Consider the following 25,744-nt stretch of genomic DNA (forward strand, 5'->3'; position numbering starts at 1 on the left):
ATGGCATGGTCAAGGCAATCTACTAGCCAGATTGCCAATTGCAAAACACCAAAACTGTTCACAGTAATTCAATAAACAATTTTTTTGAATATGATACCATACTGCCATACAATCACTGCCTTTTTCGCCGATTTGATGGTCAAACTTTGAAATTTTTTATCAATAAGAACTACTATGAATGAACTCATTGCCAAACTAAAAAAATTATCCATTTTTCAACATAAATGGGTACAGTTTTTGATGTATCTTATCAAAAATTTTATCGATGATAATTGTAGCCAAAAAGCTGCATTATTGACTTATACCACGCTGCTGTCTATTGTGCCGATTTTAACCTTGTTGGTGGTGATTCTCTCCACCATTCCGCAGTTAGCAGAAGCGCGTGAGCAGATTCAAAACTTAATATTTAGCAATATTTTGCCCAGTACCGGATTACAGGTCACCAAGTATCTCAACCAATTTACCAGTAATTCATCGAACTTAACCATCATCGGTGTGGGTATCTTATTTTTTACCACCATTTCCACTTTAATGACGATTGAAACCGCGTTTAACCAAATTTGGCGCGTTGAAAAAAAAGAGACCAGCTGGCTCAATCTTGTGCGTTATTGGGTGATTATTACCCTGTTGCCTATTGTGCTTGCGTTAGCGATGATTGTCTCGAGTACCGTTCAAAGTTTGAGTTTTTTAAATCAAAAGATTGGTGGTTATGGGATTGACTGGGCGATTTGGGTACAAATCGGCTCCATTGCAGTTATGCTGATGGGTCTGGTGGCCATGTATTGGTTTATCCCGCGCTGCCAAGTACGTTTTAAACATGCGTTGGTTGCCGGTGTTGTGGTTGGGATTATCTTTGAAATCCTAAAACTCACCTTTGGCGCAATTGTTGACAACTTTACCAGTTATAAAGCGGTGTATGGGGCGTTTGCGATTTTGCCGTTGTTCTTACTTTGGATTTATATTTCTTGGAATATTATCTTGCTTGGCGTGCAAATCAGCTATTGTTTGACCATTTTTGAGACCAAAGAAATCTTCCCACGTCATGCCTTGTTTAGCTTGATGGATATGTTAAACGTGTTATACCGTGAGCATAAAAAAGGCAATGTCGTTACCGAAGCTGGTCTGCGTGATGTGCTAGGTCGCCAAGAGATGCCAAATTGGTACACTTATATTAGCTTTTTACAAGATAACAATCTCATCACAACCAGCGACAAAGATGAATATGTCCTTAAACGCTCGCTCGATGATTATAGTTTTTGGGAGTTTTACCAAAATATGCCCTATCCTTTACCGCATGAAAAGGATTTGCGAAAACTTAAAAATAACGCGCCTTGGACTGTGCAATGGATTAATACCTTAGCCCGTGGTGAAGCCATGCTCAAATATAATTTTGATGTATCGATGGCAAGTATTTTTGATAGTATCGCGCCGCGTCAAACCCCAAATGCCGAAGACATCGAGCCAGATAAGGGAAAAAAAGGGAAAGGTAACAAACTAGCCGGTCAACGCGAAGGCTCAGGACTATCAGGGGGGCAAGTCAGTGACGTGGTCAATGAAGATAAACGCATCAAAGAAACTGACGCCGAGCAAGCGACTGGCTTTGATGGTACGCTTGATTTTAAAGGTCAGGGTAGCTTATCGAGTCAACCGCGTGATTTTAATGCCCTAAATAACGATGAGTTATCGGATGAATTATCACATGAATCATCAGTTGCTAAGCAAGGTCATGATAATCACACTCGCCTGTCAAATGATAATGGGTTAGATGACAAACATCCGCTAAAAACGCTTGAAGAAAGTAATAGTGAATACGACAGTCATAGCGAAAACAAAGCGACTCCCTCATCCCCACAAAATGGCAATGCCACAGACGAGCATAAATTTGCGATTGACAATTATTTGAATGCCAATAATTTTGACAATATGCGTTGGGATATCAGTAACCTAGATGACACGAGTTTTAGTAATGAAATTACCACCACCCAAACAGTCCAATCAAAAATCCTAGCGGATGATGACAAACCAAAAGGTGACAATACGGCAGTGATGGCTAAAATTCGTCAGATTGTTCCTGCTGCAGTGTTAGAAAGTCCCTACAATCCGTTTAATTTTATCGCTAAAAAGATTCAACAGCACTCTGAAAAAAAAGATCCAAGAATCATCACGGATGATGATAAACCCGGCAGCTAGTTTGGGAAGTAAAAACAGCTAGTTTGGCGAGTAAAAAAGGGCAGATTCTGCCCTTTTTTTATCGCTTTTTTTGATCAATAGATTAAGCCTGTGTCATCTTTTTACCCAACAACCCTTTGGCGTGCATATTGCGATAAACCACCACAACAATGATTATATTCACTAGCAGTATCAAAAAGTTAAGCCAATTAAACCGATGGCTAAACAACTCATAGACCTCAAGCGGTAAAAACACGCCGTAGCCCAAAACGCTATACCAATACGCCCATATCTTATCTCGATAAAGACCGTAGCTTTCCACAAAACGCAGCAGCGCATAGCCTACGACTATCCAAAAGGCTTTTTGCCAATTTTGGTTGGCGACCCAAGCATAGTGATTCAATGCCTCTATTTGGTGGTGCAGTGCCATACCCATGATACGATGCAGCGCCTGTGAAACCACCCGCGCAATCCATTGCAATTTATCATGCCCTACAAAAATAATAGCCGCCACCCCTAGCGCTACCAATCCTTTTACCAGCTCATAGATAGCAACCATGATGATGGCGTTCTTGGCATGATGCCTATTAGGCACTGGTGGGGCTATCTGCTTAAACGCCTTTGGCATAATTCATTACCGTATCCAATCTTGAAAAAAACTTAAAACAAGCTTTAAACAAGCCTAAAAATAGACTTGCTCGACTTTCCCTGTCAGCTCGCTATTGATAAATGGCGTATTTTTGCCTTGCGATATCATCGATTCTTTTGTCACGGTCCAAGTCAAACTAGGGTCAACCAGCACCGCCCCGCCCGTTTGATGATAGCTAGCTTCAATTCCAGCGATTTTAGCAGGATTGAGTGCGATTTTTTCTACCAGCTGCTCTGGGGTTAAAATACCTTCTTTGACCAATTGACAAGCTAGCCCCATAAAAGTATCAAAATTGCTAATACCGGGTTTACACTCCGCAAATGGCGCTTGTTTAGCGGTTTTTGCCAATGGCTCATGGTGGCTACAAATCGCATCAATCGTGCCATCTTGCAAGCCTTCTTGCAGCGCTTTTTTGTCTGTATTGGAACGCAGCGGCGGCAACACATACGCCAAGGCATTAAAACCAATCAAGGCATCATCGGTTAAATGTAACTGGTGCATCGCCACATCACAGGTCACCGGCAAGCCCCTTTGTTTCGCCCAGCGAATCAAATCAATCGAGGATTTGGTGGTCAGCTGACCAAAATGTGCCGATACGCCTGTTTCTTCGACAATCAACAGCTGCTTGGATAACGCCACCGTTTCAGCAATCCAAGGAATCCCTGCCAAGCCATGATAAGATGCGATGTAGCCATCATGGGCGACGCCGTTTTTGGATAAACTGGGTTCATCAGGGTAAAAAAATACTTTGATGTCATAAGTCGCTGCATAATCCAGTGCTTGCAGTAGTACGTCATCATTGGCGAATTTGCGACGAGCATTGCTGACCCCGATGATGCCACCTTGCTTTAGCCCAAGCATATTGGCGGGTTTTTCACCTTCAAGACCTGCGGTCATCGCCCCTAGCACATGCAGATAGATGCCACCATCTTGATAAGCCCGCTCTCGCAAGCCTGCTAGTAACGAGCCATTCTCAAGTACTGGGTTGGTATCAGGTGGTATAACGACATGCAAAAAACCGTTTTTTCGAGCCGCGGCGCCTTCTGATTTTAATGTACCATGCGACTGGTGCCCAGGTTCACGCAAACGCGCACATAAATCCACCAGCGGCGGTAATAGCCATTTGCCATCGCTGTCGATAGGGTTAAGCTGCGTGGTATCAAATTGCCAGTTGGCAGGTAAAAGATTTTGAAGCGTCATGGTTTTGCCTACTTTGGTTTTGCCTACTTTGTCATTTTTTTTGCTAAATTTTAAGATGCGCTGCGTGCGGCACGTTGCCCTTGCATGGCCAGTGCCAACACCGCCATACGTACCGCAATGCCGTTATTGACTTGTTTTAAAATCACTGATTGCTCACCATCAGCAACAGTTGATGAGATTTCAACGCCGCGATTCATCGGTCCTGGGTGCATGACAAGCGCATCAGGTTTGGCAAGGGCAAGGCGTTCGGTAGTGATGCCATACGCTTTAAAATACTCGGATGTCGATGGCAACAGCGGCGAGCCAATACGCTCATTTTGAATACGTAGACCAATGATGACATCACAGTCAACTACCGCCGCGTCCAAATCGTTATAGACACTGACACCATAACGCTCAATGCCTTTTGGTAATAATGTCTTGGGCGCCACAACGCGAATTTCTTTGACACCCAAGGTTTTGAGCGCTGCAATGTCCGAACGGGCAACGCGGCTATGCTTGATATCGCCAATAATCGCTACCGTTAATTCCTCAAACGGTCTTGGCGCTTCACGATAAATCGTGAGCATATCGAGCATCGCTTGGGTCGGATGCGCGTGCCAGCCGTCACCACCGTTGATGATGGCAATGTTTGGGGTGACTTCGGTTGCCATAAAATGCGCAGCCCCACTCGATGAATGACGCACCACAAAGATATCCGCTGTCATCGCTTCAAGGTTCCACAGCGTATCCCGTAAGCTTTCGCCTTTTTGGGTGCTGGATTTGGCAATATCGATACTGATGACACTAGCGCCAAGACGTTTGGCAGCCACATCAAAGGTGGTGCGCGTACGGGTAGAGTTTTCAAAGAACAAATTCATCACCGTACAGCCTTCAAGCTCATCACTATTGCGAATGCTGTTGGGGCGACCGGCATTGTCGGTTAAGTAACCATTGGCTTTTTCGATGATGGCCATCAGCTGCGTTTTGGATAACCCTTCTACGCCGATAAAATGCCGCAAATCACCTGCTTCGTTCATTTCTGGCTTTGCCATCGCTTGATCAAGCTTGCTCTGTAGCGCTTCGTTGGATAAAGTTTGGGTGTTTAAAATATTCATCAGCCACCTAGATTTGTTGTTATTTGTATAAATTTTGCCTATTTTACCGTAAATCGGCTGGAATAAATACGCCAATATTTTGCGATTATCGCTGATAAGACGGCTCAAAAAGTGCTACAATTTGCGGCAAATTGTCTATATTTTTTTTAATTCATGAGGTCTAAATTCACCTTGCTTAATCGTATATGATTGGCTTAGGTTGTTAATTTATAATTTTATAATAAGGTCTACTTATGTCAAATCTTGAAACTTATCTTGCCGCGCAAAACGCCCAACCTGCCGTTGCCGACATCATTACCACCATTACCAAAGTCGGCATTCAAATCAGCGACTTGCTCAAACGCGGCGCGCTCGCGGATATTTTGGGCGAAGCGGGTAACCAAAATGTGCAGGGCGAAGAGCAAAAAAAGCTCGATGTCATTGCCAATGATTTGTTGCTAGACGCTTTGAGCAGCAATCCGCATTGCGCGGGTGTGGCTTCTGAAGAATTAGATAACGCCACCCCTGCCAATCAAGATGGCGACGTGTTGGTACTGTTTGACCCGCTTGATGGCTCATCTAATATCGATATTAATATGGCAGTCGGTACAATTTTCTCGATTTTACCCTACAACAACCAAGGTCATCCTGCGACGGATGAGGACTTTTTGCAAAAAGGAACTGCGCAGTTGGCATCGGGTTATATTTTGTATGGCACGTCAACTGTGATGTCAATCACGCTTGGCAAGGGTGTCGCCATGTTCAGTCTTGACCCCGATACCAAAGCGTTTGTGCAAATCAAAGACCAAGTGCAAATTAGCCCAGATACCAAAGAGTATGCGATTAATGCCTCTAACTATCGCTATTGGTTGCCACCGATGCAGCGTTATATTGACGAGTTTACGGCGGGTAAAACTGGCGTGCGTGGTAAAGACTTTAATATGCGCTGGGTGGCGGCGATGGTGGGCGATATTCACCGTATTTTGTGCCGTGGGGGAATTTTTAGCTATCCGTTTGACACCAAACACCCTGATAAGCCAGGTAAATTGCGTCTGATGTATGAAGCCAATCCGATGAGCTTGCTGATTGAACAAGCGGGTGGTTTGAGTACCGATGCTATCAATCGTATTTTGGATATCGAGCCGACCAGTATCCACCAACGCGTGCCTGTGGTACTGGGGGCAAAAAACGAAGTTGAATATGTGAAAAAATTACATCAAGAAGTCAAATAATGCTTATCACTTCAAAAGACAACCCAACCATCAAAACTGCCCATGCCCTACTCACAGGGTCTCGCCAGCGTAAAAAACTGGGCAAAACCGTGATTGAAGGCACGCATTTGCTTGAAGCGTATCTAAATGCTGGTCTCACGCCCGAAACCGTGATTGTCAGCGAAAGTGGTTTGCACAATGACGAAATCAACGCCCTGCTCGGTCGGCTTAACCAGGTAAAAACGTTAACGGTTAGCGATAATCTGTATAAAGAGATTCGCACGCTGGGCGAGAGCCTGCCCATCATGGCGATGATTGATATGCCGCATTTAGACTTTAATCAGCCCATCACCAGCGACTGCTTAATTATCAATGGTGTGCAGGACAATGGCAATTTAGGCACGCTGTTACGCACCGCATCTGCTGTGGGAATTAAAACCATTATCTGTACCACGGGCACAGCATCGGCGTGGTCGCCCAAAACCTTGCGAGCCGGCATGGGGGCGAATTTTAGTTTAACGATTTTTGAAGGCATCAGCGTAGATGAGATTTTAATGAAGGTCAAAGTGCCGATGTTTGCCACGAGCTCACATACCGATCATATTATTTATCAGACCGATTTGAGACAACCGCTAGCCTTGATTATGGGACATGAAGGACAAGGCGTCGATGAAAGGTTACTTAGTCAATCTGCCCCGATTGCGCTACCGCAGCCCAATGGTCAAGAAAGCCTAAACGTGGCGATAGCAGGGTCACTTTGTCTGTATGAAATGTTACGGCAAAGACGCTACGCATGATTGCCATACATGATTGCCATCAATGAACGAGTGCGACATAAATAAATGACTAGACAGCCTGTGTTTAGTCTTTTTTGTCGTCACTATCGCTTGGTATTAGCCGCCTGGTATTACCGCTTTAGCGACAGCTACCGTGCCTTTGACCACCCCTTTGGTGGTCTTATAGGCAACTTTGACAGGGACAGTGACAATTTTATGCACACACCCTTGTAAGATAACAGCGGTAGTCAGCAAAAAAAGCAGGGTGGTTAGTTTTTTCATTCGTTACCTTTAATTGACTTTAAGATTGACTTTAAGATTGACTTTAAGAACGATAATCAGCATTGATTTTGACATACTCGTATGATAAATCACAGGTATAGACGGTATCACTCGCCTGCCCACGACCCAATTCAATATGAATGGTAATTTCAGGACGCTTCATTACCTCACTACCACGCGCCTCGGTATAGTCATGTGCCAAGCCGCCGCGCTCGCAGATACGCACATCATCGAGTGATACCGCCACTTTTGACTGGTCAAGCAGTACGCCCGCTTTGCCTACCGCTGCCAAAATACGCCCCCAATTTGGGTCGCTAGCAAAAAATGCGGTTTTTACCAGCGGTGAATGCGCCACTTCATACGCGATTTTGGCACATTCTTCAGCGGTTTCACCGCCTGTCACTTTGACCGTGATAAATTTGGTTGCCCCTTCACCATCACGTACAATCAATTGAGCGATTCGAATCATTACATTGTTAATCGCCTCATAAATTGCTTGATAATGCGGGTGATTTTCGCTGTCAATCACATCCCCAACTTGTCCTGTGGCAATCAACGTACAGCAGTCATTGGTCGAGGTATCGCCATCCACTGTGATGCGGTTAAATGACTGATTCACCGTGTCGGTCAAGATATTTTGTAGCAATGATTTTTCAATGTTGGCATCGGTTGCCACAAAGCCAAGCATAGTCGCCATATTGGGGCGAATCATGCCCGCTCCTTTTGAGATACCTGTCACGGTATAGGTGACGCCATCAATCGTGACTTGTTCGCTATGTCCTTTTGGTGTGGTATCGGTAGTCATGATGCTGTGGGCGGCGCCAAGCCAATTATCGTCGCTTAAATTGGCTAAGGCGCTGTCTAACCCCGCGATGATTTTATCCGCCGGCAAGGTTTCCCCAATCACCCCGGTGGAGTAAGGCAATACTTGCTCGGCTGCGACACCAGTTTTTTCTGCCAATGCCACACAAGTTGTTTTGGCACGCTGTTTACCGTTTTCACCCGTGGCAGCGTTGGCGTTGCCTGTGTTGACAATCAAATAACGGGGACTGTCTTTAGCGATGAATTCTCGCAGCAACTGCACAGGCGCGGCACAAAATTGGTTTTGCGTGGTGACAACCGCGGTATTTGCGCCTGCTATGATGTCAAAAACCGTTAAGTCTTTGCGCCCTGCATAGCGCACATGGGCTTCGGTGATGCCAATTTTTATCCCTTTCACTGGGTTTAATTTTACAAGTTCGACATTGCCAACTGGCATGAGAGCGCTCCTTACTGTTGTTTAATTGTTTAATTGATTAATCCAAAAAATCTGCCCAAATCGGGGCATGGTCGCTGGGTTTTTCCATGGCACGCAAATCATAGCTGATGCCTGCACCGTTGAGCTTATCCGCCAAATCAGGCGTCATCAAGATATGGTCAATGCGCAGCCCACGCTTTGGCTCATCGTCAAATCCCTTGCTGCGATAATCAAACCAACTCAAGGCTTGACCGTCGGCATATAACGCCCGATAAGTATCATGCAAATCTGTCGCAAGCAGGGCTTGGTACCACTCTCGCTCCTCTGGCAAAAACGAGCACGTGCCATTTTTTAGCCAACGTTTGACACTATCCTCGCTAATGCCAATATCAAAATCCAGCGGCGCAATATTCATATCCCCCATCAAAATCATACTGCGATTTTCTGCTTTAAGCTGCAAGATATAGTCGGTTAAATCGGCATAGAATTTGCGCTTCATCGGAAATTTGGTTTCATGCTTGCGATTTTCACCTTGCGGAAAATAGCCATTAAGCACATCAATATATTTGCCATTAAAATCATAGCGCGCATGGATAAATCGTCGCTGCGCATCGTCGCTATCAGTTGGAAAGCCTTTTTGTACAAAAATAGGTTGCTGTCGTGATAATAACGCCACGCCATAATGAGATTTTTGCCCAAAAAACTCGACATGATAGCCCAATTGCTGCACGCTCTGTAGCGGAAATGCATCATCATGTACTTTGGTTTCTTGTAGCCCGATGACATCGGGCGCGATGATATCGCGAATGGCTTCAAGCTGGTGTGGGCGCGCCCGCAATCCATTGATATTAAAACTGACAAAACGCGGCATGTGTGTTCCCCAAATAGATAAATGTGGCTTGGTTAAGCGTTAAATGCCGACTATATTAGCGGATATTGACCGCAAGCTCAATTTGAAAGCAAATTGGGTCTGCAACACTGAGGTTATGCAGGATGAACCCGCAAATAGCAGGTGAAGTTTAAAAAAAATTTGGTATAATCAAAAAACCTTGCACTTTAATCACTGCCAACTTTGCAAAATATTTTTTTCAATTTCTTCTGGCGACGTGCTGACCCTAGACTTAAAAAGACAATATAATGGCTCGAGTTTCTTCTATTACCCGTGTTTTAAAAATCATCGAAGCCGTGTCTGCGGCACAGCGTCCTTTATCTCCGCTGGATTTGTCTGAGATTTTGGATATTCCAAAACCGACCATGCACCGGCTGATACAGCAGCTGCAAGAGGAAGGCTTTGTGCGGGTCGATATCAATGGTACGATTGTGCCTGCGTCGCGTACGCGGCATATGGCGATTCATCTGTGGCAAAGCCAGCAAGTGGCGATTCAGCGGTTTGCGATTTTGCAAAGACTGGTTGATAAAATCGGTGAAACCTGTGGCATGGCAGTACCTTATTACGTCAACATGGTCTATACCGACCGCGTACCTTGTCCTTCTGCCTTACAAGTGTATATGCCCACTGATTCGCAAGCACCCATTTGGTGTACGGCGGCTGGTAAAATCTACCTAAGTACGCTCACAAAAGATGATAGGGTCACGCTACTAAAAAATTTATCGTTAACCGCTATCACCCCTGCCACGATTACCGATAGGGATGTACTCAATCAAAGTCTTGAACAGGTAGCCAAACTGCGCTATGCAATTTCTGATGAAGAATATATCGCCCAAGCGGTCTCAATTGCTGTGGCAATCAATGACACCCAAGGTCGTTACATCGGCTCACTCTATACAACCGCACCTAAAACGCGCAAATCCCTTGAGGACTTGATTGGGTTTGTACCTGATATGCAAAAAGCTGCCGATGATATTCGTGATGCGTTTTTTGGGGAAATTTAAAGGTTATCCTTGACACTTTTAACAAGGTAAAGTTAAAACGCTCAAGGCAATTTTGTTGATAGATTTTATATAACATAGCGGGGCTCAATCATTTGCTGCCTCATCAATGTGGCAACAAACCCAAATGTTGTAAGCCTTGATAGATACCATCTTCCCACGCAGCTGGACATACATAGTCAGCCGCCGCTTTCACATCGGGATGAGCATTCCCCATCGCCACGCCAAAGCCGACTGTCTGTAACATTTCGATATCATTCACCCCATCGCCAAATGCCATCGCATCTTCAAAATCCAGCCCCAGTTTATTGAGCGCCTGCGCAATGCCGCGGGCCTTCGAGCCTGTCGCATCTAGAATATCGATACCGTTTTTATGCCAGCGCATGACTTTTAAAGTCGAGGGAAATTCAAAATTTACCTGCGTGTTGTCAGGATGAAATGCCACGACTTGATAAATAGGTATCGACAAATCAATGTCATCATGACGGGCAGTACGGTAAGCTATTTTAAGTGAATTCAAAGCGTCTGACAGCGCATCATCTTCCGCTAACGCGATAATTTCCGTATCGGTCATGTAGGCATAGGATAAATTGTTTGATTCAACATAATCGGTAATCAGTTTAATTTGCGTAGTGGTCATCGGATAATGCGCTAACAATTCACCTTGGTGGTGACTGCATTGACCGTTGATGGTGACCAGCACATCGATACCCACGGTTTCAATGAGCTCATACACAGCTTTGGGAAAAACCGCACGACCCCGACCGGTGGCGATAGCGACCATAATGCCTTGCTGCTTTAATTTTTTAAGTGCCTCAATCGCGGATTGCGGCACCCTTTCTTGCTGCTTGATGTACAACGTGTCATCAATATCAAAAAAGACAATTTTCGGTTTTTTGGGGCGTGCTGTTGGCTTAGACATAATAAAACTGATGCGATAAATTGGGATTGACGCTAATTCTACCCTATTTTTGGGTTAACTTTTGAATTAACGACTAGAAAAAAGCCAGAAAAAAATCCTAGCTTTTTACTAAACGCCAAAACTTATTGCAGAACGTTCGCATCATAATGCGCCATGATGCTTGAGAAATCTTTATCCCCATGTTGCTCGCTATGTTTGCTATAAAGTGCCGTCGCTTGGTCAGCCATTGGTGTCACCACCTGGGTATCATTGGCTGTTTGTTTGGCAAGGTTCATGTCTTTGAGCATGAGTTTGCTCATAAATCCACCTGTATAACCACGGCTTGATGGCATGGCATCACCAACATCGGGATGCGGATTACACACTTCCAGCGCCCAGTTACGACCGGTGCTGGCTGACAAAATACTGGCTAAGACTTTTGGGTCTAATCCGTTTTTGGCGCCCAAATTCATGGCTTCGGCTGTCCCTGTCATAATCACGCCAAGCAGCATGTTATTACAGATTTTGGCGACTTGACCTGCACCGACCTCGCCCGCGTGAAAGATATTTTTTCCCATCGCCTCTAAAACGGGTTTGACCTGCTCAAATTGCTCAGCTTGCCCGCCCACAATAAAGCTGAGTGTCCCTGCTGCTGCCCCTGCCGTACCGCCTGATACGGGCGCATCCATAAACTGAATACCTTTTTCTGCCGCGACTTGCGCAACTTCACGCGCATCACTCGCTGCGATGGTGCTACTATCGACCAGCAAGGTATCTTTACTCACCACATCGAGTAAGCCTTTATTACCATCTTTACCCAGATACACCTCTTTGACATGTTGACCTGCAGGTAACATGGTAATGACCATATCCACCTCTTTGCTTGCGTCCACAGGTGAAGTCGCCACGTTTGCCCCTTGTTTGGCAAGGTCGTCTAGCACGGCGGTGTTTAGGTCAAATACGTTTAAGGCAAAGCCATTTTTGATGAGATTTTCTGCCATCGGTTTGCCCATGTTACCAAGTCCGATAAAGGCAATTTTTTTAATGGCTGTTTGTTGATTATTTGGCATATACATTCCTTGTATGTTGTGGTGTTTGTAAACTTTAGATATCAAGTTTGGCTAATTTTGCTGAGAGTGAATCGCTACCCAACCAAGCCTCAAATGGATGTTCGCTATTGGGAAAAGCTGGCGCAAGATGTGACTGGATATAGCGGGCATCGCATTCATCAAGGGTTTTGCTCCATTTTGGCGATTTGTCTTTATCAATCAGTAAAGCGCGTACACCCTCACGAAAATCGGGGTAATTGACACAATGTAGCGACGCATTCATCTCTATATATAGCACTTGCTCAAGCGATAATTTGCTGGCATGTTTAAACATCTCAACCGTTAATGCTGCGCTAACAGGGTACCCGTGCTGATAAGTTTCGACTGCTTTGGTAAGCCATTTATCCGCTTCGCCGTTGACTTTGGTAAAGTTGTCATCGCGCAACGCTGCATCTATATCATGCACTGAGCCTTTGTTTACTAGCGCTTGGATAGTATTAAAATGCATCATCAAATGACTGTCTGCTAAATGCTCGGTATGATGAATTTTGGCTAAGGCTTGGCTTGCGATATCATGTAAATTGTTGTCAGCTTGCCAATTGGCTTGTTTTAGCGCGTCAAGCACTTTGTCATATTCGCTACTTGCCACGGCATACTCGGCAAGGCTAGAGAAAATCGCATCGTTGGCGTTACAGTTCGCCCCTGTCAAGCCCAAAAATAGCCCAATTTTGGCAGGCATACGCGCCAAAAACCACGAACCTGTGGCATCGGGGTATAAGCCGATGGTAATCTCTGGCATGGCAAAACGGGTGGTTTCGGTGACGATACGATGGCTACACATCGCCATCAAGCCCATACCACCACCCATGACAATGCCGTTACCCCATAAGATAATGGGTTTTGGGTAAAAGTGCATTTGGCGGTATAGGCTGTACTCGTTTTCGAAGAATTCCACCCCGTACGGATTGGGCTGCTGCATAGGCACTTGGGGCGGAGTGTCGATCATGCTGTCATACAGTTTGCGGATATTGCCCCCTGCACAGAACGCCTTGTCGCCACTTCCCTTTAGCAAAATGGCGACGATGCTGTCATCGGTTGCCCACTTGCCTAACTGCGCTGCCATCAGTTTGCACATATCAACGCTTAGGGCGTTTAGGGCTTTCGGGTCGTTTAGGGTCATTGTGCCGATGTGGTGACCACAGTGGGTGGCTATCGTGTCAAATATTACAGGTTGTTCTTGAGTTTCCATTCATAAAATCCTTTTTGATTTTCAAAGCGTTGCAATTCAATGATTGCGCTATTTGACATTGCTTGAAACAAATTTATAGTCATCTAATTTTGGAATACCATTCACGCCAACGACTTTAACATCCGTTACCCCTTTCCAGCCCATATCTCTGTAGCTCACACGATACCAACCATTTGAACGTGGCGTGATACTGGTCACACTACTAGTTCCATCACCATCTTGCGCCCCCGTTCTTAAAGCATAAGCTGCATAACAGTCATCTGATTCACAATCGTATTCGTAATCTTGTTTTAATTTCTTTAAAAATTTCTGCGTACCCCAATTAGAAGCGTTAGTATTATCTAATTCCTCATTGCCAAAAACATATTGATTATAAAAGCTACCTATTAACTGTTTTGATTCTTGCGTGGATATACTTTGATCACCTGCCCAAGCAAGTGATGTAACTGTCATTGATAAAAAGCATGATAAAGAGAATGATAGAAGAATTGCTGAAATTTTTTTCATATAATACCTTTACGTGAGTTTATGGGATAACGCTTTGCTAACCCACTCTACGGCATAAGTTAATTTAAAATCAATTTATTTCCACTCTGGCGAGCGTTTTTCAAGGAACGCATTGACGCCTTCTTGTTGGTTATCGCCATCAAATAACTTGATAAATAACTCACGTTCCTTTATCCAGTTAAAACTTGGTGGTTGATAACGTGCCGACATAATCAAAGTCTTGCTTGACGCAATCGCATCGGGGGATTGCTTCGCCACTTTTTGAGCCAGTTCTAAAGCCGTTTCTAACCCTTTGCCACTTTCCACAACTTCTTCCACCAAACCAATTTGCAGCGCCTTATCTGACTTAATACGCTCACCGCATAAAATCATGCGCTTTGCCCAGCCTTCACCCACCAGCCATGGCAAGTTTTGCGTACCGCCTGCACATGGCAATAAGCCAACCGATAGCTCAGGGAGTGCCATTTGTGCATGACTTTCAGCAATGCGGATATCACACGCCAACGCACACTCAAGCCCACCACCCATCGCATAGCCGTTGATACAGGCTATCGACACGCCACGAAAATTGGACAAGGCTTCAAACGCTTCACCAAACGCCATTGCCATCTCCGCTGCTTGACCTTTGTCACCACTGGCAAAGCTGTTCAAGTCTGCCCCTGCGGAAAAAAAACTTTTCGCCATCGCCATGTACTACCAAAGCGGTGACTTGCTTGTTGGCATTTAAGTCGCTAATAAGCTGCTTTAAACTGGCTAAGCTGTCCTTTGTCCAAGTGTGGGCAGGCGGATTATTGAGCGTCAAAACCGCAATGTGATTGTCGATTGTTAATTTTAAATTGGTGTAATTTGACATGGTAAATTCCTTTTAAAATGCCTTTAAATTCATTGCAATCTTGCCAACGCCCCATCTTCCATCATTTTGCGAGACACAATCATCCGCATCACTTCATTGGTGCCTTCTAGGATTTGATGCACGCGCAAATCGCGCACATGACGCTCTAGCGGATATTCTTGTAGATAGCCATAGCCACCGTGTAGCTGCAACGCTTGGTTGGCGATATCAAAACTCAAATCCGTGGCAAGGCGTTTTGCCATCGCACAATACGCCGTGGCATCGGGCGATTTGCTATCCAAATGATACGCCGCCAATCGCACCATCTGCCGAGCCGACACCAGATGGGTGAGCATATCGGCAAGTTTAAACTGCACATTTTGGAATTGGTCGAGGGTTTTACCAAACTGGCTACGCTCCTGTACATACTGCACGGCACGGTCAAGGGCAGCTTGAGCCGTACCCACCGCGCAAGTGGCGATATTGATACGCCCACCATCCAAGCCTTTCATGGCAAAGGTAAAGCCCTGTCCTTCTTCACCCAGTAGATTTTCGGCAGGGACTTTGACATCGGTAAAATGCACTGCCGCGGTCGGTTGGTTTTTCCAACCCATTTTATGTTCATTTTTGCCATAGCTGATGCCATCGCTGTTGGCATCGACGATAAAGGCAGACACGCCTTTTGCCCCATTGTCCGAGGTGCGCGCCATCACCACAAGCACATCGGTCGCCCCTGCCCCAGAGATAAACATTTTTTGCCCAGTAATGTGGTAATAGTCGCCTTGTTTGACCGCTTTGGTTTTTAATGAACCCGCATCTGAGCCAGCATTGGGCTCTGTCAAACAGTAGCTACCCAATTTTTCGCCCGCTAATAATTCAGACAAGTATTTTTCGGCAACCTCAGGTTTGGCAAACTCGCCAATCATCCAAGCGACCATGTTGTGAATGGTCATGAATGCGGCGGTTGACGTATCGCCATACGCCAGTTTTTCAAAGATAATTGCCGCATCAAGGCGCGGCAAGCCCAGTCCGCCAAAATCAGGGTTGGTGTAAAGCCCCATAAAGCCCAGTTCACCTGCGGCTTTGAACACCTCTTTGGGAAAATAGCCTGTGGCATCCCATTCGGCAGCGTTGGGGGCAAGCGATTTGGCGGCAAATTGGGCAGCCAAATCGGCAAAGGCTTGTTGATCTTCGGTAAGGGAAAAATTCATGGTAAATTCCTTTTTATGGCTAAATTACATCCATGCCATCAGTCGTTGCCAAGCGTTGCTTTAACTTAATGCAAAATCGCGACGCTTGGCTATATTGGCTATAACGTTTTTAACCTGATAGCCCAATTCAATGAGTCTTAATCACGAAATATTAATTGTTAACGTGTAGTTACTTTAATGAAATGGTAGTGTTCACCCCTTTACTGGCTTCATCATCAAACCAACGGGCGGTGACGGTTTTGGTTTGGGTATAAAACTGTACAGCTTGTTTGCCATACGGTCCTAAGTCACCCAGTTTACTGGCGCGAGAACCGGTGAATGAAAACATCGGTAGTGGCACAGGAATGGGTAAATTAATACCGACTTGACCCACATCAATATCTTGTTGGAATTTATGCGCTGCCGCACCTGATTGGGTAAAGATAGCCGTGCCATTACCATTTGGATTGGCATTGATGATGGCAATGGCTTCATCTAGGCTATCGGCGTACATGATGTCAAGCACTGGTCCAAAGATTTCTTCTTTGTAGCAAGTCATGTCAGTGGTGACGTTATCTAAAATAGTCGGTCCGACAAAGTTACCGTTTTCAAAGCCTTCCACCTTGATACCACGACCATCGAGCAGGACTTGTGCGCCTTCATCCGCGCCTGCTTGGATTAAGCGCTCAACACGCGCTTTGGCCGCTTTTGAAATAACAGGTCCTAAGTCTTTGTCATCTTTACCGGCTGCCACCACCAATTTTTTGGCACGCTCCACGATGTCACCCACCCAGTTTTTGGCTTCCCCGACCAAAATAACTACCGACAATGCCATACAGCGCTGACCTGCGGCACCAAATGCTGCACCGGCTAGTTGGTTTAGGCATTGTTCTTTATTGGCATCGGGTAGGATTACTGCGTGGTTTTTAGCCCCCATCATACATTGCACGCGTTTACCTGCTTGACTGGCTCGGTTATAGACGTGTGTGCCGACGGCAGTAGAACCCACAAATGAGATGGCTTTGATATCTGGGTGGTCACAAATGGCATCAACGGTGTCTTTGCCGCCATGCACCACATTGAGTACGCCTTTTGGGATTCCCGCTTCGAGCGCCAGCTCTACCAAGCGCATGGTGACCATCGGGTTTTGTTCTGATGGTTTTAATACGAAGGTGTTACCGGTGGCGATTGCCATTGGGAACATCCAAAGTGGAATCATGGCGGGGAAGTTAAACGGGGTGATACCCGCACACACGCCAAGTGGTTGCTGAATATTATACATATCCACGCCAGTTGCCACGTTTTCGATAAATGCGCCTTGTTGCAGGTTGCCAATGCCTGAGGCATGTTCGACGACTTCAAGACCACGGAACACATCGCCTTTGGCATCGGCTAGGGTTTTGCCTTGTTCTTCGGTGAGCATGGCGGCAAGCTCGTCCATGTTGTCACGAATGAGTTGTTGGTATTTTAAGAAGATACGCGAGCGGGTGTTGATTGGGGTTTTGCGCCAAGTTTTGAACGCTTCTGCAGCTGCCGCGACAGCTTGGTTGATTTCATCGGGGGTAGTTTGGGGTACTTTGGCAATCACTTGTTGGGTGGCTGGGTTGGTCAGGTCAATCCACTCGCTAGTAGTTGATTCGACAAATTCGCCGTTGATGAGTTGTTTTACAGTTTGGGTAGTCATCGTAACAATCCTTGTTTTTACCGTGTTGGGTGTATAGCGTTTGATAGCGTTAAACGCGTTGCAAAACAGTGTGAATGAGTTGGGGGATACTGTCAATAATACTTAATTACTTAAGTATTTTTTCTGGAGTAGTTTTTCTGGAGTAGTTCTGCTGGGCGACTGCCATAGGGTTAATGACAATAATCTTTGAGGCTAACTCACCTTTGCTGCGAGCGCCCAGTTTTTTCATTAAGTTGGCTTTATGCACTTCAATGGTTCTGGGGGATAAACCAAGTAACTTACCAATCTCTTTACAGGTATAGCCATTGACCACATACTGCGCAATTTGGGCTTCACGTGCGGTGAGCTGCGATTCGGACAGTACTTGCGGTTTTTTTTCAAAATGCCAAATTGCCAGTTTGAATGGGTCATCTGGGGTTAAGGTGCGTCCGTGGGTGGTTGCCCAAAATATCTCCCCTGTTTTGTGACGCATAAAGCGCTCATCGCAGTAATGCATATTGGTCTGTAATCCCAAACCTGTTAATGCTTCTTTGCCAATTTTTTCAAAATCTTCGACACTGGGAAACAATTTTTGCATCGATTGATTGAGTAGCTCATCGTGCGCATAACCGAACAAATTGGCAAAGGCATCGTTGAGCGCTTTGATACGCCGATAGCTTAATACCACTATCGGCGTGGGCGCGTGCCTAAAAGCCAGTAAGGCATAATTTTCCATCACAATCACCCCTGATTTTTAAGCCTTGACAATTTATTGCCTGACAACTTATCGATTGCCATTAATAATCCGCCATCGCTTGTCTGACCGCCTCAATCGCAGTTGGGTCATCCAGCGTGCTCATGTCGCCTGTTTCTTTGCCTTCCGCCAGTGCCTTGATAGAGCGGCGTAAGATTTTGCCTGAGCGGGTTTTGGGTAAAGCCTTGGGAAAATAAATAGCCGCAGGTTTAGCAAGGGCGCCCAACTGTCTTGCGACTTCACCCACGATTTGCTGCTCAATGCGGAAACGGTTTTCGGTTTCTGCTACTAAGTCATGATTTTTTAGAATACAAAAGGCAATGGGTAGTTCACCTTTAAGCTCGTCATGGATGCCAACAACCGCTGATTCAGCGACTTCGGGGTGATGACCGATGGCCTCCTCGATTTCCTTGGTACCCAAACGGTGTCCTGCCACATTGATGACATCATCGGTTCGCCCTAGAATATAGTAGTAGCCGTATTCATCCATCACGGTATAGTCTGATGTTGCGTATTGTTTGCCATCAAGTAGTGAAAAATAGCCATTGATAAAACGCTCGTCATTTCGCCAAACGGTGGCCAAACAACCGGGTGGTAAAGGTGCGGCTAACACCAACATGCCTTTTTCATTGGCTTGGCAGGGTTCGCCTGTGGTTTCATTGATGACTTTGGCGTCATATCCAAACATCGGATAGCCGGGTGTGCCTTGTTTGTGTGGCTTGTGGTCGGGATTGCCTGCAAATTTTGGGGCATGGCTTAGGATGGGCCAGCCCGACTCAGTTTGCCAATAGTGGTCAATGATTGGCACGCCCATGTGACCTGTTAGCCACTGGGCAGTTGGCTCATCGAGTGGCTCACCTGCCAAGAAGAATGATTTTAGACTTGAGATATCGTGACGGCTCATCCACATTTCGTCTTGTTTACGTAGCATCCGCACGCCTGTCGGTGCGGTTAACAAAATATTGACTTTATTGGCTTCGACAATTCGCCACCAAATCCCCGGGTTTGGCGTGGTTGGCAAGCCTTCATATATGATACTGGTCATGCCTGTCAGTAACGGGGCATAGATGCTAAACGAGTGACCCACTGCCCAACCGATATCCGAAATCGCCCAAAACGTCTCGCCAGCCTTACCGTTATAGACAAAATCCATCGCGGTGGCTAGGGCTACTGCATGACCGCCTGTATCACGCTGTACGCCTTTGGGTGTGCCTGTCGTGCCCGAAGTATATAATAGATACGATGGCGCATTGGACTCTAGCCAAACACAATCGACTTTGGCATTGTTGTCGGCACTTATCGCCCGCTCGGTGGCATAGTCGATGTCTTGTGGCTCTGCTGTGTATGGCATAATGCCACGGTCAATCACCAGCACACGGGTTTTGACTTTAGCTTCTTCGACTGCTTTATTGACTAAGTTTTTATAATTAATGAGCTTACCACCGCGCAGCCCTGCATCGACCGTAATCACCATTTTGGCTTCGGCATCATCCATCCGTATGGCAAGGTTATGCGAGGCAAATCCGCCAAATACCACCGAGTGAATCGCTCCGATGCGCACACAAGCGAGCATGGCATACGCCGCTTCCAAAATCATCGGCATATAGATGACAACACGGTCGCCTTTGTCAATGCCATGACGTTTTAGCACATCGGCAAAATAGTTTACTTCTTTGTATAAATCGTTGTAAGTTAAACGGCGTTTGGCATAGTCGGTATACAGTTCAACAGGGTTGCCGAGTGCCTTAAAAGCTTTCTGAATATTGGGGTAATTATCAATCATTTCAGCATTGATTTCGGTAGAGACCCACACAAAGGCATCTTGCTCTGCCCGGTTTTCAAGGTGGCGATCGACCATGTTGTAACACAAATTGGTTTCCCCACCGACAAACCATTTGGCAAAGGGCAGCTTACTATCATCTAAAATTTGGGTAGGTTGTTGATGCCAATAGATTCGCTTGGCTTGCTCGCCCCAGAAGGCTTGTTTGTCGTTGATGGATTGATTGTATAAGTCAGAGAAATTCATTGGCTGTCCTTAGCTAGAATCTTAACGGATGGTGAAAGTCGCTTGCAGGTTTGGTTTTTAGAGGTTGGCAAAATATCTTATTGCTTAGCAAAGCCTATCATTGTACTCATTGCATGAATTCACTCCTTGAATTCATTTTATAAACTCAAATGATACGTTTTGTATCGTTTTTGAATATAGCAAATAGACTCACTAACGTCAAGCCTTGCCAAATTAATTTTAACGCTGTTTACATTTCGGATTTTTAACGATTAGTATTTCTTATGGTGATAATAGTTTGTGCTAACATAATTGTCCTGTTACACTTTTTAGACTAAAGCAAATAAGGGAAAAGTTATGAGCCAGACCAACGCCAGCCCAGCTGAAAATGAAAGAAGCCTTGCACCGCCTCACGTTTTAAGCTTAACCCCTTTAAACTCGCATCCGTCAAATACGGCACTTGTTGAGCTTATCGACAATGATAAAGACTCTCCTTTGCTAGCGGACACCCAGTTACTTAGCCGCGTGCTGATAACGGTCGTTGAGCAGCAAACCTCAGAACCGGTCAAACAAACCATTAATAAACTGTTAAATGGCGAAGACCCCCAGCAGACTATTCAAGCCATTTTGCCAACGCTCAACCATCAACAGCGCAAGAATCTCATTCGGGCTTGTGGCTTATTTGCGCAAGTGTTTAACATCGCCGAAGACATGCACCATGAGCGCCGCCGCCTTGCCCACGAACAAGACGAATCTGCCTCAAAAAGTAGTTTTGCCCATGTGATTGATGAATTAAAAGCCCAAGGGATTGACAGCGATGAGTTGCAAGCACAGCTTGATGATACCTTTATCAGTGCGGTATTGACCGCGCATCCGACCGAAGTGCAGCGTCAAACGATTTTATCACTGCGCCGTCAAATCCGTGCTTTACTTGAGCAATACCACACTGCGATTGGCTATCAACGTCATCGTATCGAGCAGCAACTAGAAGCCACGTTATTGTCGCAGTGGCAAACCAATGAAACCCGCCATTTCAAAATTACTGTCAAAGATGAAATCGACAATGGCATTGCCTATTTTGATTTAAGTTTTTTTGAAGCCCTGCCAAGTTTGTATCGCAAATTAGATTATCAGTTAAAAGAGCGTTTCCCCGACACTGACATGCCAAACTTACTTAATATCGGTGGTTGGATTGGTGGCGACCGTGACGGCAATCCGTTTGTATCAGCCGATACCCTTCGCTATGCGTTCAAACGCCAAGCAGCGACGGTGTTTTACTTTTATCGTGACCAACTGGGCAAGCTGTACCAAGAGTTGCCGCTATCTATCCGCCATGTCAAAGTGAGTGATGCGGTACTGGCACTCTCCGAGCAATCCAAAGAAGATAATATCTCTAGAGAAGAAGAGCCTTATCGCCGCGCCATCGGGTTTATCTCATCACGGTTAGTCGCTACCTCGCATACATTTGATTTGTCTTACGGTTGTCGCTTTGGACTTAGTGAGCCCTACGCTGATTGTGACGAGTTTTTAGATGATTTGTACGTTGTTTATCAATCATTGGTGGACAATGGCAGTGAGTTACTGGCTAATGAACGACTCACCGATATCATCCGCGCCGTGGAAGTATTTGGGTTTTATTTGATGCCATTGGACTTGCGCCAGTTTTCAGGAATTCATGCCGAAACGGTTCATGATTTGTTTAAACATGCCGATTTAGAAGATTACCTTTCTTTGTCTGAGTCCGCACGTCAACGTGTGCTGCTGCGTGAATTGGCAACTGCGCGTCCTTTATACAACCCCTATATCACTTATGAGCCACAAACCCAGCGTGAGCTAGAGATTTTTCAGGCCGCAGCCGATATCAAAAATCGCTTTGGTGACAAAGCGATTACCCAAAGCATTATCTCCAATGCCGAACAAGTAAGCGATTTGCTGGCATTGGCGTTGTTATTGAAAGAATCAGGGCTATTATTGGTCAAAGACGGCGTACCCATGAGCCGTATCAACATCGTGCCTTTGTTTGAAACCATTGAAGCGCTGCAAAACAGTACCCGCATCATGAGTGAACTACTGGATAAACCTTGGTACAAATCGGTGCTAGCTAGTCGTGACAATCTGCAAGAGATTATGCTCGGTTATTCAGACAGTAACAAAGATGGCGGTTATGTCACCAGTCAATGGTCGCTATACCAAGCTGAAATTCAGCTGGTGGAAATGGCAGAAAAATATGGCATTCAACTGCGTTTATTCCACGGTCGTGGCGGTAGCGTGGGTCGTGGTGGTGGTCCGTCATTTGAAGCGATTTTGGCACAACCAGAAGGCTCAGTGGATGGTCAAATCCGCATTACCGAACAAGGGGAAGTTATTACCGCAAAATATGCCGATGCGGGCAACGCGGAACGCAACCTTGAGACGCTGATTGCGGCAACGCTCAAAGCGAGCCTATTGCCAAGCCATAGCGAAAGCCCTGATAGCGACTTAATGAATCAGTTATCGCATGAAGCCTTTAATTGCTATCGCGCGCTTATCACTCAGCCGTATTTTATTGACTATTTCTTGCAGACAAGTTTGGTCAAAGAAATTGCCAGTTTAAATATTGGCTCACGTCCTGCTAGCCGCAAGTCTTTGGCGCGTATTCAAGATTTGCGCGCGATTCCTTGGGTATTTTCTTGGATGCAAAACCGCTTGATGCTACCAGCATGGTATGGCTTTGGCACCGCAGTTGAAAAACTGATTGCAGATAACCCAGACAACTTAGCAAAACTGCAACACAACGCCCAACACAGCGCCTTTATGCAAGCCATGTTATCGAATATGGCACAGGTCATGGCAAAAACCGATATCGAAATCGCCCAAGCCTATGTTGAGCTTGCCAACGATGCCACTGAAGCCAACGCTATTTTTGCACTTATTACTGCAGAATATCATCGCAGCCTTAAAGCCTTGCTAACACTGACCAATAAAGAAACGTTACTGGATGACAACCGTACATTGGCACGCTCACTTGCGCTACGCCTGCCGTATTTGAATGCCTTAAACTGGTTGCAAGTGGCATTATTAAAACAACTTCGCGAAGCAACTGCTGATGAATCGTCTACCGCTGAAACCACTAGCACTGAAACCACCAATGAAGCGACGAGCGATAATGAAGCGTCTTATACCGCAGTGCTTAACTTGGTTCATTTAACTATCAATGGTATTGCCCAAGGCTTAAGAAATACCGGTTAGTAAGCGTTCAACATAGCCTTAACTTACCTTTTTAAAAAAATCGCTGGTTGCGTACTGGCGATTTTTTTATTGACGTTTTTTATTGGCGATTGTTTTATTGAGGATAATTAACCCAAATAAAGCTTATCAAAATCCAAATGGTGCACCCATTCTCGTAATAGCAATACCTTGGCATAAAACGCTAGGTCATTGGGCATAGCTGGCAAATCTTGCAGCGAGCGATAGCCCGCCAGCACCGCAAAAGCTTTTTCTAGTATCTCAGCCCGAATATAGCCGCCATTGTCATCTTGCTCAAACGCTAGTAAGCGTAAATCCTCTGCCCCTATCACCTTTAATAATTCATCTTTGGGCAATCTAGGTTTTAGCGGTGAAATAGCATCTTCTATGCGCATAATTGCCGTTTCCCAAGCCAATTCGGTGGGTGGCAATGCGTGCAATGTCTCTGCAATTACTTTTAGCGTAAGCCCAATGTCCCATAGGTTATCTTGCAACGTTACACTGATATGGTCAACATTTACTGTTAACACTAACATAGCACGCCCTTTTGTCATTTTGATTCATTATAACTGGGTTGTGATTAAATAGCTTGATCGTCATTAAAATGCGCTCGTCTAACCAGCGGATTTGATTTTATAAAAAAAACCCTTATCTAATAACCACATAAACAAGGGGATAGCCATGTCAGAAATTCAATTTAATGCCAATTTAAAAAAAGCCGAAAACGCTGCGCCACTGACTGAGCAGCAATTAGAGGCACTGGCACAAAAACGCGCCTATTTGCAAGAGCAAGCCGAAGACATCATTGCTATTGCACAATTACAAAATAATTCTGCGCTCAACTGTTTACACAAAATCAATGTCTTAGGCGGTACTTCAGAAAAAGCTTACAGAGCCGTAAATACCCGTATTATAACCGACCAAGACCCACATGGCGCTTATCATGCGGTGGCAATGGCACAGTCAACCTCGGATTTGCCCTTTGATGTGCCTACCCTCGTAGATATTGTCATTGAGCAAGGTGAGCCAGCATTACAACTGCGGTTGTTAAAGCTATTTGATAGTCAGCCGATTGCTGCCGAGCCGATTCCAAAAATTCGTGATAGTATCAATCAGTTAGGGGATAAAGCGGTGATTTCACAGCTCAATCAGCATTTGTTAAATCGCCAGTAATACCAAAACAATAAAGGTTAGGAACGCTCCTAACCTTTTTTATGTCTGTGCTGTTGTTACCGCTGTCCTTTTTACATTTGTGCATCTTTGCTTGTACTTCTTTGCTTATATAAAGGGCTTAGGTATAAATTACGGGCATCTAAACGTCATGGTATATTCGTAATCATCATCGCGGGCAATGGTTTTTTTGCTACCAAACACGCTGCCAATCATACCTATGGCTTGGTCAGCCGCGCGTCCCATGTTTTCATCCAACACGCCATTATACTGGTAGCTATCGGTCAACACAATGGGCGATTTTCCGCGGCACTGCTCGGTTGCGATATGTAACGCATTTAATTTGGCGATATTTTTACTTTTGCCTAACCCCGTGGTTTCTAATGTGTTGTTGGCGCGCTGTAGCACGGGTAAATTAGTGGGTGTGCTTTGACAAGCAGATAAGCTCACTGCTGCTAATAGCGCGATAGTTGTAATTTTTAATGGGGTGATTTTTAATGGGGTGATGTTTAATAAAGACGGTTTGAGAGATGATTTCATGATCTGCAGGCTGTCCCTTTTCAATAGCGGTGTTAAGTTTCTCATCAATTATCAACAATACAGGCAAATTCACCATTTCAATAATAGAATTTGGTTGATGACTTGTATTAGTGTGTGGTAAAAAGTGAGCCATCGCAAGTGGTCTTACAAATCATAAAATCCGCGCAAC

The 25,744-nt window shown here is 45.3% G+C and carries 24 protein-coding genes; 6 read left to right on the forward strand and 18 right to left on the reverse strand.

All coding sequences use genetic code 11. From position 1 onward, the window contains the following. The first annotated feature begins 174 nt into the window (after positions 1 to 174). Positions 175 to 2,190 (forward strand): YihY/virulence factor BrkB family protein, encoded by a 2,016-nt coding sequence (locus tag RTL34_RS00105; protein WP_312113626.1) that lies wholly within the window; start codon positions 175 to 177, stop codon positions 2,188 to 2,190. Positions 2,191 to 2,272: 82 nt separating this feature from the next. On the opposite strand, the gene RTL34_RS00110 is transcribed toward RTL34_RS00105, so the two are convergent. From RTL34_RS00110 to RTL34_RS00120, 3 genes are read right to left on the reverse strand one after another with little or no spacing between them, the layout of a single operon-like run. Continuing rightward, on the reverse strand, positions 2,273 to 2,797 hold the full coding sequence (locus RTL34_RS00110; RefSeq protein ID WP_312113628.1) for a DUF2127 domain-containing protein: 525 nt from the start codon (positions 2,795 to 2,797) through the stop codon (positions 2,273 to 2,275). A 54-nt stretch (positions 2,798 to 2,851) separates the two neighbouring features. After that, a complete protein-coding gene (locus RTL34_RS00115) occupies positions 2,852 to 4,018 on the reverse strand; it encodes a dihydroorotase (RefSeq protein WP_179286532.1) in 1,167 nt (388 codons plus the stop codon). 50 nt (positions 4,019 to 4,068) lie between these two features. After that, on the reverse strand, positions 4,069 to 5,052 hold the full coding sequence (locus RTL34_RS00120) for an aspartate carbamoyltransferase catalytic subunit (RefSeq protein ID WP_409455425.1): 984 nt from the start codon (positions 5,050 to 5,052) through the stop codon (positions 4,069 to 4,071). A 296-nt stretch (positions 5,053 to 5,348) separates the two neighbouring features. Here RTL34_RS00120 and RTL34_RS00125 point away from each other — a divergent pair, with 296 nt between their 5' ends. Together RTL34_RS00125 and RTL34_RS00130 are read left to right on the forward strand one after the other, a co-directional pair. Beyond that, positions 5,349 to 6,326 (forward strand): class 1 fructose-bisphosphatase, encoded by a 978-nt coding sequence (locus tag RTL34_RS00125; protein WP_159676191.1) that lies wholly within the window; start codon positions 5,349 to 5,351, stop codon positions 6,324 to 6,326. Continuing rightward, positions 6,326 to 7,102: a TrmH family RNA methyltransferase gene (locus tag RTL34_RS00130; protein ID WP_159676190.1), complete on the forward strand. Its 777-nt coding sequence runs from the start codon at positions 6,326 to 6,328 to the stop codon at positions 7,100 to 7,102. Before RTL34_RS00125 ends, RTL34_RS00130 begins: the two co-directional genes overlap by 1 nt. Before the next feature lie 96 nt (positions 7,103 to 7,198). Here the strand turns inward: RTL34_RS00130 and RTL34_RS00135 are convergent, their stop codons facing one another. The 3 genes from RTL34_RS00135 to xthA are packed head-to-tail and all read right to left on the reverse strand — an operon-like array spanning position 7,199 to position 9,471. Then, the gene (locus RTL34_RS00135) at positions 7,199 to 7,363 is read right to left on the reverse strand and encodes an NF038104 family lipoprotein (protein ID WP_167541431.1); all 165 of its coding nucleotides are present in this window, start codon (positions 7,361 to 7,363) and stop codon (positions 7,199 to 7,201) included. Between the two features lie 43 nt (positions 7,364 to 7,406). Continuing rightward, complete coding sequence (gene argJ, locus RTL34_RS00140; protein WP_312113634.1) at positions 7,407 to 8,621, reverse strand: bifunctional glutamate N-acetyltransferase/amino-acid acetyltransferase ArgJ; 1,215 nt, start codon at positions 8,619 to 8,621, stop codon at positions 7,407 to 7,409. Positions 8,622 to 8,658: 37 nt separating this feature from the next. Next, entirely contained in the window at positions 8,659 to 9,471 is an 813-nt protein-coding gene (xthA, locus tag RTL34_RS00145) for an exodeoxyribonuclease III (RefSeq protein ID WP_312113635.1), read from the reverse strand. 266 nt (positions 9,472 to 9,737) lie between these two features. On the opposite strand from xthA, the gene RTL34_RS00150 reads away from it, so the two are divergent. Next, a complete protein-coding gene (locus RTL34_RS00150) occupies positions 9,738 to 10,493 on the forward strand; it encodes an IclR family transcriptional regulator (RefSeq protein ID WP_101964310.1) in 756 nt (251 codons plus the stop codon). 103 nt (positions 10,494 to 10,596) lie between these two features. On the opposite strand, the gene RTL34_RS00155 is transcribed toward RTL34_RS00150, so the two are convergent. From RTL34_RS00155 to RTL34_RS00200, 10 genes are all read right to left on the reverse strand, one after another. Continuing rightward, positions 10,597 to 11,412 carry a Cof-type HAD-IIB family hydrolase gene (locus tag RTL34_RS00155; protein ID WP_312113638.1) on the reverse strand — a complete coding sequence of 272 codons (816 nt, stop codon included), beginning with the start codon at positions 11,410 to 11,412 and terminating at the stop codon, positions 10,597 to 10,599. Between the two features lie 122 nt (positions 11,413 to 11,534). Continuing rightward, complete coding sequence (gene mmsB / locus RTL34_RS00160; RefSeq protein ID WP_312113640.1) at positions 11,535 to 12,461, reverse strand: 3-hydroxyisobutyrate dehydrogenase; 927 nt, start codon at positions 12,459 to 12,461, stop codon at positions 11,535 to 11,537. A 34-nt stretch (positions 12,462 to 12,495) separates the two neighbouring features. Next, positions 12,496 to 13,689: an enoyl-CoA hydratase/isomerase family protein gene (locus RTL34_RS00165; protein ID WP_312113642.1), complete on the reverse strand. Its 1,194-nt coding sequence runs from the start codon at positions 13,687 to 13,689 to the stop codon at positions 12,496 to 12,498. A gap of 48 nt (positions 13,690 to 13,737) precedes the next feature. Further along, positions 13,738 to 14,196 (reverse strand): hypothetical protein, encoded by a 459-nt coding sequence (locus RTL34_RS00170; RefSeq protein ID WP_312113644.1) that lies wholly within the window; start codon positions 14,194 to 14,196, stop codon positions 13,738 to 13,740. 75 nt (positions 14,197 to 14,271) lie between these two features. Then, positions 14,272 to 14,880, reverse strand: a complete 609-nt coding sequence (locus RTL34_RS00175; RefSeq protein ID WP_312113645.1) for an enoyl-CoA hydratase — start codon at positions 14,878 to 14,880, stop codon at positions 14,272 to 14,274. Then, entirely contained in the window at positions 14,825 to 15,049 is a 225-nt protein-coding gene (locus RTL34_RS00180) for a Clp protease/crotonase-like domain-containing protein (RefSeq protein ID WP_312113646.1), read from the reverse strand. Before RTL34_RS00180 ends, RTL34_RS00175 begins: the two co-directional genes overlap by 56 nt. 29 nt (positions 15,050 to 15,078) lie before the next feature. Beyond that, entirely contained in the window at positions 15,079 to 16,239 is a 1,161-nt protein-coding gene (locus tag RTL34_RS00185) for an acyl-CoA dehydrogenase family protein (protein ID WP_312113647.1), read from the reverse strand. Positions 16,240 to 16,408: 169 nt separating this feature from the next. After that, entirely contained in the window at positions 16,409 to 17,902 is a 1,494-nt protein-coding gene (locus RTL34_RS00190) for a CoA-acylating methylmalonate-semialdehyde dehydrogenase (RefSeq protein ID WP_060995125.1), read from the reverse strand. A gap of 106 nt (positions 17,903 to 18,008) precedes the next feature. After that, positions 18,009 to 18,617 carry a PAS domain-containing protein gene (locus RTL34_RS00195; protein WP_312113649.1) on the reverse strand — a complete coding sequence of 203 codons (609 nt, stop codon included), beginning with the start codon at positions 18,615 to 18,617 and terminating at the stop codon, positions 18,009 to 18,011. Positions 18,618 to 18,678: 61 nt separating this feature from the next. Further along, entirely contained in the window at positions 18,679 to 20,661 is a 1,983-nt protein-coding gene (locus RTL34_RS00200; protein WP_065252547.1) for a propionate--CoA ligase, read from the reverse strand. A 336-nt stretch (positions 20,662 to 20,997) separates the two neighbouring features. Here RTL34_RS00200 and ppc point away from each other — a divergent pair, with 336 nt between their 5' ends. Then, positions 20,998 to 23,868: a phosphoenolpyruvate carboxylase gene (gene ppc / locus RTL34_RS00205; RefSeq protein ID WP_312113652.1), complete on the forward strand. Its 2,871-nt coding sequence runs from the start codon at positions 20,998 to 21,000 to the stop codon at positions 23,866 to 23,868. 107 nt (positions 23,869 to 23,975) lie between these two features. On the opposite strand, the gene RTL34_RS00210 is transcribed toward ppc, so the two are convergent. Next, positions 23,976 to 24,401, reverse strand: a complete 426-nt coding sequence (locus tag RTL34_RS00210) for a hypothetical protein (RefSeq protein WP_312113654.1) — start codon at positions 24,399 to 24,401, stop codon at positions 23,976 to 23,978. Between the two features lie 145 nt (positions 24,402 to 24,546). On the opposite strand from RTL34_RS00210, the gene RTL34_RS00215 reads away from it, so the two are divergent. Beyond that, positions 24,547 to 25,038, forward strand: a complete 492-nt coding sequence (locus RTL34_RS00215) for a hypothetical protein (RefSeq protein ID WP_312113656.1) — start codon at positions 24,547 to 24,549, stop codon at positions 25,036 to 25,038. A 129-nt stretch (positions 25,039 to 25,167) separates the two neighbouring features. On the opposite strand, the gene RTL34_RS00220 is transcribed toward RTL34_RS00215, so the two are convergent. Continuing rightward, positions 25,168 to 25,575: a hypothetical protein gene (locus RTL34_RS00220; RefSeq protein WP_227716745.1), complete on the reverse strand. Its 408-nt coding sequence runs from the start codon at positions 25,573 to 25,575 to the stop codon at positions 25,168 to 25,170. Between the last annotated feature and the right edge of the window lie 169 nt (positions 25,576 to 25,744).

It is taken from the genome of Moraxella sp. CTOTU47915 (assembly GCF_031986685.1).
Taxonomy (GTDB): Bacteria; Pseudomonadota; Gammaproteobacteria; order Pseudomonadales; family Moraxellaceae; genus Faucicola; species Faucicola tetraodonis.

Excerpts from the sequence above, each read along its gene's own strand:
- RTL34_RS00105 (WP_312113626.1), top strand. The coding sequence starts at position 175 with ATGAATGAACTCATTGCCAAACTAAAAAAATTATCCATTTTTCAACAT.
- RTL34_RS00110 (WP_312113628.1), bottom strand. The coding sequence starts at position 2,797 with ATGCCAAAGGCGTTTAAGCAGATAGCCCCACCAGTGCCTAATAGGCAT.
- RTL34_RS00115 (WP_179286532.1), bottom strand. The coding sequence starts at position 4,018 with ATGACGCTTCAAAATCTTTTACCTGCCAACTGGCAATTTGATACCACG.
- RTL34_RS00120 (WP_409455425.1), bottom strand. The coding sequence starts at position 5,052 with ATGGCAAAGCCAGAAATGAACGAAGCAGGTGATTTGCGGCATTTTATC.
- RTL34_RS00125 (WP_159676191.1), top strand. The coding sequence starts at position 5,349 with ATGTCAAATCTTGAAACTTATCTTGCCGCGCAAAACGCCCAACCTGCC.
- RTL34_RS00130 (WP_159676190.1), top strand. The coding sequence starts at position 6,326 with ATGCTTATCACTTCAAAAGACAACCCAACCATCAAAACTGCCCATGCC.
- RTL34_RS00135 (WP_167541431.1), bottom strand. The coding sequence starts at position 7,363 with ATGAAAAAACTAACCACCCTGCTTTTTTTGCTGACTACCGCTGTTATC.
- argJ (WP_312113634.1), bottom strand. The coding sequence starts at position 8,621 with ATGCCAGTTGGCAATGTCGAACTTGTAAAATTAAACCCAGTGAAAGGG.
- xthA (WP_312113635.1), bottom strand. The coding sequence starts at position 9,471 with ATGCCGCGTTTTGTCAGTTTTAATATCAATGGATTGCGGGCGCGCCCA.
- RTL34_RS00150 (WP_101964310.1), top strand. The coding sequence starts at position 9,738 with ATGGCTCGAGTTTCTTCTATTACCCGTGTTTTAAAAATCATCGAAGCC.
- RTL34_RS00155 (WP_312113638.1), bottom strand. The coding sequence starts at position 11,412 with ATGTCTAAGCCAACAGCACGCCCCAAAAAACCGAAAATTGTCTTTTTT.
- mmsB (WP_312113640.1), bottom strand. The coding sequence starts at position 12,461 with ATGCCAAATAATCAACAAACAGCCATTAAAAAAATTGCCTTTATCGGA.
- RTL34_RS00165 (WP_312113642.1), bottom strand. The coding sequence starts at position 13,689 with ATGGAAACTCAAGAACAACCTGTAATATTTGACACGATAGCCACCCAC.
- RTL34_RS00170 (WP_312113644.1), bottom strand. The coding sequence starts at position 14,196 with ATGAAAAAAATTTCAGCAATTCTTCTATCATTCTCTTTATCATGCTTT.
- RTL34_RS00175 (WP_312113645.1), bottom strand. The coding sequence starts at position 14,880 with ATGGCGAAAAGTTTTTTTTCCGCAGGGGCAGACTTGAACAGCTTTGCC.
- RTL34_RS00180 (WP_312113646.1), bottom strand. The coding sequence starts at position 15,049 with ATGTCAAATTACACCAATTTAAAATTAACAATCGACAATCACATTGCG.
- RTL34_RS00185 (WP_312113647.1), bottom strand. The coding sequence starts at position 16,239 with ATGAATTTTTCCCTTACCGAAGATCAACAAGCCTTTGCCGATTTGGCT.
- RTL34_RS00190 (WP_060995125.1), bottom strand. The coding sequence starts at position 17,902 with ATGACTACCCAAACTGTAAAACAACTCATCAACGGCGAATTTGTCGAA.
- RTL34_RS00195 (WP_312113649.1), bottom strand. The coding sequence starts at position 18,617 with ATGGAAAATTATGCCTTACTGGCTTTTAGGCACGCGCCCACGCCGATA.
- RTL34_RS00200 (WP_065252547.1), bottom strand. The coding sequence starts at position 20,661 with ATGAATTTCTCTGACTTATACAATCAATCCATCAACGACAAACAAGCC.
- ppc (WP_312113652.1), top strand. The coding sequence starts at position 20,998 with ATGAGCCAGACCAACGCCAGCCCAGCTGAAAATGAAAGAAGCCTTGCA.
- RTL34_RS00210 (WP_312113654.1), bottom strand. The coding sequence starts at position 24,401 with ATGTTAGTGTTAACAGTAAATGTTGACCATATCAGTGTAACGTTGCAA.
- RTL34_RS00215 (WP_312113656.1), top strand. The coding sequence starts at position 24,547 with ATGTCAGAAATTCAATTTAATGCCAATTTAAAAAAAGCCGAAAACGCT.
- RTL34_RS00220 (WP_227716745.1), bottom strand. The coding sequence starts at position 25,575 with ATGAAATCATCTCTCAAACCGTCTTTATTAAACATCACCCCATTAAAA.